General features: G+C 66.6%; 8 protein-coding genes and 1 pseudogene. 7 read left to right on the plus strand and 2 right to left on the minus strand.

The genetic code is table 11. The features are described from left to right. Positions 1-701 precede the first annotated feature (701 nt). A complete protein-coding gene (locus tag ACIQ7H_RS21105) occupies positions 702-2,120 on the minus strand; it encodes a coniferyl aldehyde dehydrogenase (protein ID WP_395795275.1) in 1,419 nt (472 codons plus the stop codon). 139 nt (positions 2,121-2,259) lie between these two features. On the opposite strand from ACIQ7H_RS21105, the gene ACIQ7H_RS21110 reads away from it, so the two are divergent. The 4 genes from ACIQ7H_RS21110 (at position 2,260) to ACIQ7H_RS21125 (ending at position 6,017) form a co-directional block, all read left to right on the plus strand. Continuing rightward, the gene (locus tag ACIQ7H_RS21110) at positions 2,260-2,817 is read left to right on the plus strand and encodes a gamma carbonic anhydrase family protein (protein ID WP_395795277.1); all 558 of its coding nucleotides are present in this window, start codon (positions 2,260-2,262) and stop codon (positions 2,815-2,817) included. 23 nt (positions 2,818-2,840) lie between these two features. After that, positions 2,841-3,467: a YbhB/YbcL family Raf kinase inhibitor-like protein gene (locus ACIQ7H_RS21115; RefSeq protein ID WP_395795279.1), complete on the plus strand. Its 627-nt coding sequence runs from the start codon at positions 2,841-2,843 to the stop codon at positions 3,465-3,467. A gap of 23 nt (positions 3,468-3,490) precedes the next feature. Then, positions 3,491-4,900: a cardiolipin synthase gene (gene cls, locus ACIQ7H_RS21120; RefSeq protein ID WP_395795281.1), complete on the plus strand. Its 1,410-nt coding sequence runs from the start codon at positions 3,491-3,493 to the stop codon at positions 4,898-4,900. A gap of 241 nt (positions 4,901-5,141) precedes the next feature. Beyond that, complete coding sequence (locus tag ACIQ7H_RS21125; protein WP_395795283.1) at positions 5,142-6,017, plus strand: hypothetical protein; 876 nt, start codon at positions 5,142-5,144, stop codon at positions 6,015-6,017. Positions 6,018-6,713: 696 nt separating this feature from the next. Here the strand turns inward: ACIQ7H_RS21125 and ACIQ7H_RS21130 are convergent. Further along, positions 6,714-7,067, minus strand: a complete 354-nt coding sequence (locus ACIQ7H_RS21130; protein WP_395795285.1) for a hypothetical protein — start codon at positions 7,065-7,067, stop codon at positions 6,714-6,716. An 88-nt stretch (positions 7,068-7,155) separates the two neighbouring features. On the opposite strand from ACIQ7H_RS21130, the gene tnpA reads away from it, so the two are divergent. From tnpA to ACIQ7H_RS21145, 3 genes and pseudogenes are all read left to right on the plus strand, one after another. Further along, a complete protein-coding gene (tnpA, locus tag ACIQ7H_RS21135) occupies positions 7,156-7,344 on the plus strand; it encodes an IS66 family insertion sequence element accessory protein TnpA (RefSeq protein ID WP_395795287.1) in 189 nt (62 codons plus the stop codon). Continuing rightward, positions 7,344-7,679: an IS66 family insertion sequence element accessory protein TnpB gene (tnpB, locus tag ACIQ7H_RS21140; RefSeq protein WP_395795289.1), complete on the plus strand. Its 336-nt coding sequence runs from the start codon at positions 7,344-7,346 to the stop codon at positions 7,677-7,679. The genes tnpA and tnpB overlap by 1 nt, the downstream gene beginning before the upstream one ends. Before the next feature lie 17 nt (positions 7,680-7,696). Then, positions 7,697-8,049 (plus strand): annotated as a pseudogene (locus tag ACIQ7H_RS21145) (hypothetical protein); the annotation flags it as partial.

The raw sequence follows: 8,049 nt of genomic DNA on the forward strand, positions 1-8,049 counted from the left end.
CATCGTGACCCTGCCCAGTGAACTCGGAAGCAACGAGATCGCAAGCATGAGCGAATCCGCCACTCAGGAGAACGAATGACAGCTATCTGGTGAACAGGCTGTCTCAAAGGGGTTGACGCGTTCCGCCCATGGGAGTGGCGTTTTCAGGTTGTAGGTCGGATAAGCGCAGCGCATCCGACACGCGCACCCCGGGTTCGACGCTGGCGGAGCAACGAGAACCGATTCTGAAGCTGCGCGTTGCACGGCCGTGCTTCGGCCCGCCCTCTCCCCAACCCCTCTCCCACGGGAGAGGGGCTCATCGCAGGTCGAAAGGGACCGTGAGCGGGCTTGCCCCCTCTCCCGTGGGAGAGGGGCCGGGGGAGAGGGTTCGGGTGTTGGCCTGACTTCCCGAAAGCGACGAGCACCGCTGTTGACGCTGTGGGTTGCACGTCTGCGCTTCGCCCCGCCCTCTCCCCAACCCCTCTCCCAAGGGAGAGGGGCTCATCGCAGGTCGAAAGCGACCGGGTCCGCGCTTTGCTCCATCATCCCCTTCGCGCATGCACGTCCAGCAGATCTCCCATGGGAGTGGCGCTTTCAGGTTGTAGGTCGGGTACGCGCAGCGCATCCGACATCCCCACGCCCCGGTTCGACACCCAACGCCGATGGCGAGGCGTGTTCAACGCCCCGCTGTGCAATGCATCAGCGCCGTAGGTCTTCCCCGCTCAGCGGGTCAGAAACCGCACCAGCCGATCAGCCAGGCCGCGGTAGGGCGGTTTGAACAGGCTCATGCCCGACCAGCGCGCCTGCCGGAACACTGGTTTCTCCTTGCTGAAGGTGCGGAAACCGGCCTCGCCGTGATAGCTGCCCATGCCGCTGGGGCCGACGCCGCCGAAGGGCAGGCTGTTCTGGGCGAACTGCAGCACGGTGTCATTGATCGCCACCGAGCCTGCGATGGTGTGCTCCAGCAGATGTTCGACGCGGCCGCGGTCGTGATCGAACAGGTACAGGGCCAGCGGTCGGTCGCGTTGCTTCACGTACTGCAGGGCGTCTTCGAATTTGGCGTAGGGAATGATCGGCAGCAGCGGGCCGAAGATTTCCTCCTGCATCAGCCGGCAGTCGTCCGGTGCGTCCAGCACCAGGGTCGGCGGGATCAGCCGCTGGGTGTCGGCCAGTTCATCCTCGACCTCGATCAAGGGCAGCACTCGCGCGCCGCGGCTGCGCGCTTCCTCGCGCCAGTCGCGCAGGCGCTCGTACTGGGCGCGGTTGATGATGCGGGTGTAGTCGGGGCCCAGCGCAATGTCTGGATAGCGCGCACGCGCCTGGGCCTGGAGTGCGGTCACCAGCGGTTCGACCTCGGCCTCCGGCACCAGCAGGTAGTCCGGCGCGATGCAGGTCTGGCCGCCGTTGATGAACTTGCCGGAGGCGATGCGCTCGGCCGCGCGCTGCAGTGGATAACCCGGCGCGATGATCACCGGTGATTTGCCGCCCAGCTCCAGGGTCACCGGGGTCAGGTTGGGCGCCGCCGCGGCCATCACCTTGCGGCCGACCGCGGTCGAGCCGGTGAAGAACAGATGGTCGAAGGGCAGGCCGGCAAACGCGGCGGCCACATCGGCCCCGCCGAGCGCGGTCTCGACCCGGTTGCGCGGGAAGATCGAGCGCAGCAGGTCGCGCAGCGCCAGGCTGGTGCGTGGCGTGTGCTCGCTGGGTTTCAGGTACACCGCATTGCCGGCGGCGAGCGCGGTGGCCAGCGGCACCAAGGCCAGGTTGACCGGGTAGTTCCAGGGCGAGATCACACCCACGACGCCCAGGGCCTGGAAGCGCACTTCGGCCCGGCCCGGCCAGAACAGCGGGCTGATCCAGCGCCGCTGCGGGCGCATCCAGCGCTTCAGATGGCTGATCAGATGATCGATCTCCGACAGCACGGTCATGCCGTCGGAGATCAGCGACTCGTGCCGGCTGCGGCAGCCGAAATCGGCGTCCATCGCCCTGCACAGCTCGGGCAGATTGATCTTCAGCGCGGCGCGCAGGTCGTAGAGATCCTCGCGGCGCTCGGCGTAGCTGCGTGGCCCGCGTTCGGCCTGGGCGCGCAGCACGGCCAGCCGCTGCGGGAGTTCGTCGAGGGGAGTGCTGGGCAGGTCCATACGCTGGAGTCTAGCCCGGATTTTTTGCAGCGGTCGCGGGTGGCGTGCTCGGATCGGTGTGCGAGGCAGGCGCGCAGGTGAGACAGCCGTGCGGGAACATTCCGCGGCCACCCGACAGGCGCTTGCTACACTCCGCGCCATGTCGAATGCCCCCTACTCCCCGCTGCGCGCCTTCCAGGGTCGCGCACCCAAGCTCGGCCAGCGCGTCTGGGTCGATCCTCTTTCCGCCGTGATCGGCGACGTCGAAATCGGCGATGACAGCTCGATCTGGCCCGGCGTGGTGATCCGCGGCGATGTCAATTCGATCCGCATTGGCGCGCGCACCTCGATCCAGGACGGCAGCATCATCCACGTCAGCCACGACGGGCCCTACACCCGCGAGGGCGGCTATCCGACCGTGATCGGCGATGACGTCACCGTCGGCCACTCGGTGGTGCTGCACGGTTGCACGCTGGAAGACCGTTGCCTGGTCGGCATGCACGCAAGCGTGATGGACGGCGCGGTGGTTCGAACCCATGGCTTCGTCGGTGCCGGCGCGCTGATCGCGCCCGGCAAGATCGTCGGCGAAGGCGAACTGTGGCTGGGCAATCCGGGCCGCCTGGTGCGCCGGCTGTCCGAGCGCGAGATCGAAAGCCTGATGTACTCGTCGGAGCACTACGTGAGGCTGAAGAACAAATACCTGCAGCCGGCCGGCTGAGCATCGTCATCGAGGATCGCACCATGAAACTGCGCAGCGACAGCTTCGAACAGGGCAAGGCCATCCCCGCCGAGTTCGCCTTCGGCCAGCCCGGCCCGGATGCGCCGTGCATCCTGTCGGCCAATCGCAACCCGCATCTGGCGTGGTCCGATGCGCCCGCAGGCACGCGCAGTTTCGCGCTGATCTGCGTCGACCCCGATGTGCCCTCCAAGCCTGATGACGTGAATCAAGCCGGGCGCGAAGTGCCGGCCGATCTGCCGCGGCTCGACTTCGTCCACTGGCTGCTGGCGAACATTCCCGGCGGGCTTGGCGAGATCGCCGCCGGCAGCTGCAGCAATGGCGTCACCGCGCGCGGCAAGCAGGCGCCGGCTGGCCCTGCCGGTAGTGTCCAGGGCAAGAACGACTACACCGGCTGGTTTGCTGGCGATGCCGACATGGGCGGCGATTATCTGGGCTACGACGGCCCCTGCCCGCCGTTCAATGACGGCCTGCTGCATCGCTACTTGTTTCGCCTGTTCGCACTCGACGTCGCCACGCTCGAACTGCAGCCCGGCTTCAGCATGGGCGAACTGCATCAGGCCATGCGCGGGCATGTGCTGGCCGAAGCCGTGCACTACGGCAGCTACAGCCTCAACCCGCGCCTGCGCTGAGCCCGGGCGCAGACGCCTGCGCCATGGACCTGCAGCTCAACTACTGGCTGACCCTGCTGTGGGCGCTTTATCTGGTTGCGCTGTCGGTGTGGATCCTGCTGCAGAAGCGGCCGCCGGTCAGCACCCTGGCCTGGATCCTCAGCCTTGCCGCGCTGCCGGTGCTGGGGTTCGCGATCTACCACTGGCTGGGGCCGGTCCGGATCAAGCGCCAGACCCTCAAGCGCCGCCGCAGCCGGATGCTGCTGGAGCGCGAACCGCAGCCGCCTGGCAGTGATCTGTACGCGCTGCAGACCCGGCTGGAACAGCAGCAGGCGCGCCTGGTCGAGCGCCTCACCCGCTCCGGTCCCACTACCGCCACCCGGATCGATCTGCTCAGCGATGGCGAGGCCACCTTCGAGGCGCTGCTGCGCGCTGTTCGCGAGGCTGGAGAGCATATCCACCTGGAGTACTACATCGTCGAGCCCGACCGCATCGGCACCGCACTGCGCGATGCCTTGATCGAGCGCGCCCGCGCCGGAGTGGTGGTCCGGTTCCTGATCGATGCGGTCGGCGGCAGCGCGCTCAAGCGGCGCTTTCTGCAGCCGCTGCGAGAGGCCGGCGCCGAGGTGGAGTTCTTCCATCCGCTGCGGCTGGCAACGCTGAAGCCGCTGCTGAACCTGCGCACCCACCGCAAGATCGCGGTGATCGACGGCCGCATCGGCTTCACTGGCGGCATCAACATCAGTGACACCCAGGACGAGCGCGTGCGCAGCGATGCCTACCGCGATCTGCACCTGCGCATCGAGGGCGCGGCGGTCAATGAGCTGCAGCAGGTGTTCATCGAGGACTGGCTGTACGCCAGCCGGCGCCCGCTGCAGCAGCATGGCCTGTTTCCGCTGCTGCCGCCGGGCGAGATCTGCCTGCAGTGGTTGGCCTCCGGCCCCGACACCCCGCAGGAGCCGATCCACCGCGCGATGCTGCAGGCGATCGGTGATGCCGAACAGCGGGTCTGGCTGGTCACACCGTATTTCGTGCCGACCGAGCCGGCGCTGTACGCGCTCACCTGTGCCGCCCAGCGTGGTGTCGACGTGCGCCTGCTGGTACCGCGCCGGGCCGACACCCGCACCGTGACCTATGCCAGCCGCAGCTACTTCGACGACCTGCTGCGCGCCGGCGCCCGCGTGTTCGAGTACACCCCGCGCATGCTGCACACCAAGGTCCTGCTGGTCGATGCCAGCCTGTGCACCCTGGGCAGCGCCTACTTCGATGCGCGCAGCTTCCGGCTGAACTTCGAGCTGTGCGTGAACCTGTACGGCCAGGCGCCAGTAGCGGCGCTGCAGACGGTGCTGGAGCAGGACTTCGCCCAGTCCGAGGAAGTGCGGCGACCGCGCACGCTCTGCTGGCGGCAGCGGCTGGCTGAGGCCGGGGCGCGGCTGCTGTCGCCGGTGTTGTGACGATGCGCTTGGCGGGGCAAGTGGTCTCTACGACTCCCGAAATCCGGGAATCGCTTTTGCTACCCGCTTGAACGGATCCGGCCGTTCAAGCTGTCAGATCCAGCAGGTGTCTGCAGTGCGGGGGAGGAGGTAGTGTGCAGCGCGGCCCGGACAAGCCTTTCGGTGAGCAGACTGAACCGTCAATCGGTGCCTCGCGGTTTCTCCGCCATGTGCCATCACTCGTATTTCGGAGCATTTAGTTATGAACTGGAAAAAGAATTTTGTTCGCAAGGGATCTGCTGCCAGGGCATTGTGGACCATGCTTCTTGGTTCACTGCTCAGCACCTCAGCGTTCGCTGGACAGTATTGGGTCTCGTGTTCGTCTTGCAGTGCACAGCAGGCAAGTGCTAGTGCTTCCGCAGCCCCCCAACCTCCAGGCGCGTGGGGGCTTCATTCAGACTTCGTGTACGTTGTTGACCCCATCAATCGTTCGGCACGGAAGTACGAAGTAACCACCATTCTTGACCCGCTTTTCTACAACCGTTCGGCCCAGGAGATCTCGGTCGAGAATTCCGTGAAGGCGTCGCTCGAGTCTTTCTGGGTTCGGGCAGAAGCATTCGCGAAAATTGATGTTCCCGTTGAGAACTCTCCATCAGCAGTCGCCTATCTGACAAATGGGTACTACAGCGGAAGAACACGAGGTTGGCTCGACGAGGGTGCCGATGGACTGGTCGGCATGATAAATGCGGCCCGTTTCGTCACAAACGTTTCTGCTGCCCAAGCGATGGCTGCGTTGGGCGCTGATCGAGGACCTTTGGTTTTGGTTCTTAGGTTTTCGGACGGAAGTAGGCTGAAGGTGGAAGTTAAGATGGGACAAGACGCGATGACCAGCGCTCCGACGATAGTCGGCGTTTCGGTAATTCCAGCCAGCGCCTTCGATCAAGGCAATAATCCGTTGCCCACGGAAGCGGCCGGGATGGGGCCCTACGATGTATTCAATCCAAGCCCCAGCTTGCTCGCTGCGCTCCAAGCGTTGGCGAATGCGTACAACGTTCCTGTGAGCGCTGGTTGCGGGGGTGTCGGAACCCGGTGGCGCTGCTCGGCCAATGGCACCTGCGAGCTAACCCATCCATGCTGAGATCTGGCCAAAGGCGAACCTCGTTCGGTCGGCTCCCGGCGGTCCATCGTCGGCGGAGTCTGACCGCGCGGTGTGCAGCATCGCCGGCTTGAGCCGCATCGCATTCGGCTATAGCCTGCGGGGAGTGGTTCGCACTGGAGTTTTCGATGCTTGGGCAGGGTGTTGGTGATGGCGGCGGCCGCTCATGGCGCCGCCGTTGCACAAAGCGTCGGGAGGCCTCCGGCGCTGTCGCGTCGACACGCTGCAAAGGGCGGGCGCCCAGCACGAACTCGCCATAGCCGGCTCCATCCCAGAGCTGTTCAGTCACGTAGCCATGTCGACGCAGCAGCGCCTGCAACCGTTCGGGTTCAATGCGCCAGCGGAACGGCTCGCCCTGCGCGTGCAGCCACGCGCAGGTGACCCCGCGGCCGCCACCGAAGCCGCGGCCCTGGGGGTGCTCCGGGCTCAGCGCGCTGAGCCACAGCTCGGGTGGATTCGACTGTCGTGCCAGGGCGCGCAGCAGACGCAGCAGCGGCCGCGGCGACAGGTACATCAGCAGGCCTTCGGCAACCACAACGCTGGGACGTTCGCTGCACAGCCGCTGCAGTGCGGCGGTCTCCGCCGGCAGGCTCAGCGGCTGCATCTGTATGCCGGGTGGCAATTGGACGAATGGCAAGCGCGCACGCAGTGCCAGGCTGTCCGGGTGGTCGAGCTCGATCAGATCGGGGGCGCAGCGCTGACCGCCCAGGGCGCGACCGAGCCCATCAAAACCGACGCCGAGCCAGATCGCTGCGCTGCCGAGCGCGCCGACAGCGCCTGCCACAGCCACTGTTTGCGTCGGCAGTGATGCGCGCCGAGGCCGGGCAGCAGCAGCGATTCGAGCCGATCGAGCAGCCAGCCACCGACCCGCGTCGCGGCGCAGCGGCGTAGCCACGGCCAGATCCCGCGCGCCCCCGTGAGCGCTTCCCCTGCGATGCGGATGGACGCATCCGGCAGGCCGTGCGCGGCGCCGTGCCGCCACACCGACAGCGCGACCAGCAGGGCGGTGGCGCTGGGGCGGCCCGCGATCACGCCGCCTCGTAAGCGTCCGCCCACCTCACCTACCTTCCTGACCTGATTCTCCCGACCGTCTCCGGTTTCCCCGACGGAGGATCGGTCGATGGCGTGTTCGGAGGTGCGGCGATGGCGGGCGCATGTGCGCTCGCAGGTGCGGAGTGGGTTGAGCCAGGCGGCGTACTGCCGGCTGTGGGGCATCCGTCGGCGGGAGTTCGCTGCTTGGCGGCGGCGGATGTGGATGCGCGAGTTGGCACCGCTGCGGCTGTTGCCGATCGCGCGGGGGGACGGCTGATGCGTCTGCCTTCGCAATGGTTTCTCGCGGTCGAGCCGATCGATCTGCGCTGCGGCATGGATCGGCTGCTGGTGTGGGTGCAGCGCAGCGGTGGCGTGGCCTCGGGTTCAGTGGGTTACGTGTTCCGCAACCGCAGCGGCTCGCGGATCAAGCTGCTGCTGATCGACGGCACCGGCGTGTGGCTGTGCGTGCGTCGACTGCACGCGGGGCGCTTCCACTGGCCACGTTCGGGCGACGCGAAATGCGAGTTGTCGCGCGAGCAGTTCGAGTGGCTGTGCGCAGGCGTGGATTGGATGCGATTGTCTACGAGTGTGGTGCCCGAACACACGTTCTGATCCCTTACGATGGCGGCATGACGCCTGAGCAGCTTGCCGCCATCACCGATATCGACGCGCTTCGCGCCGCAGCGCTCGCGATGGTGGATTCGCAGCTGGGGCAGCTCGCCGAGCGCGACCGTTTTATCGAGTCCCATGTACAGGCGCTTGCCGAGCGCACCGCCGCACTCGCCGAGCGCGACCAGCGCCTCGAATCCCAGCAGCGCGAGCTCAAGTATCGCGACCTCCGAATCGATCAGCTCAGCGCCGAGATCGCGCGCTTGAAGCGCCTGCAGTTCGGCGCGAAGACCGAGGCGCTGAGTGCGCTGCAGCGCGAGCTGTTTGCCGACACCGTGGCCGAGGAGATCGCAGCCGCCGAGCAGGCGCTGGA

It is taken from the genome of Aquimonas sp., from assembly GCF_044377145.1.
Lineage (GTDB): Bacteria > Pseudomonadota > Gammaproteobacteria > Xanthomonadales > Xanthomonadaceae > Aquimonas.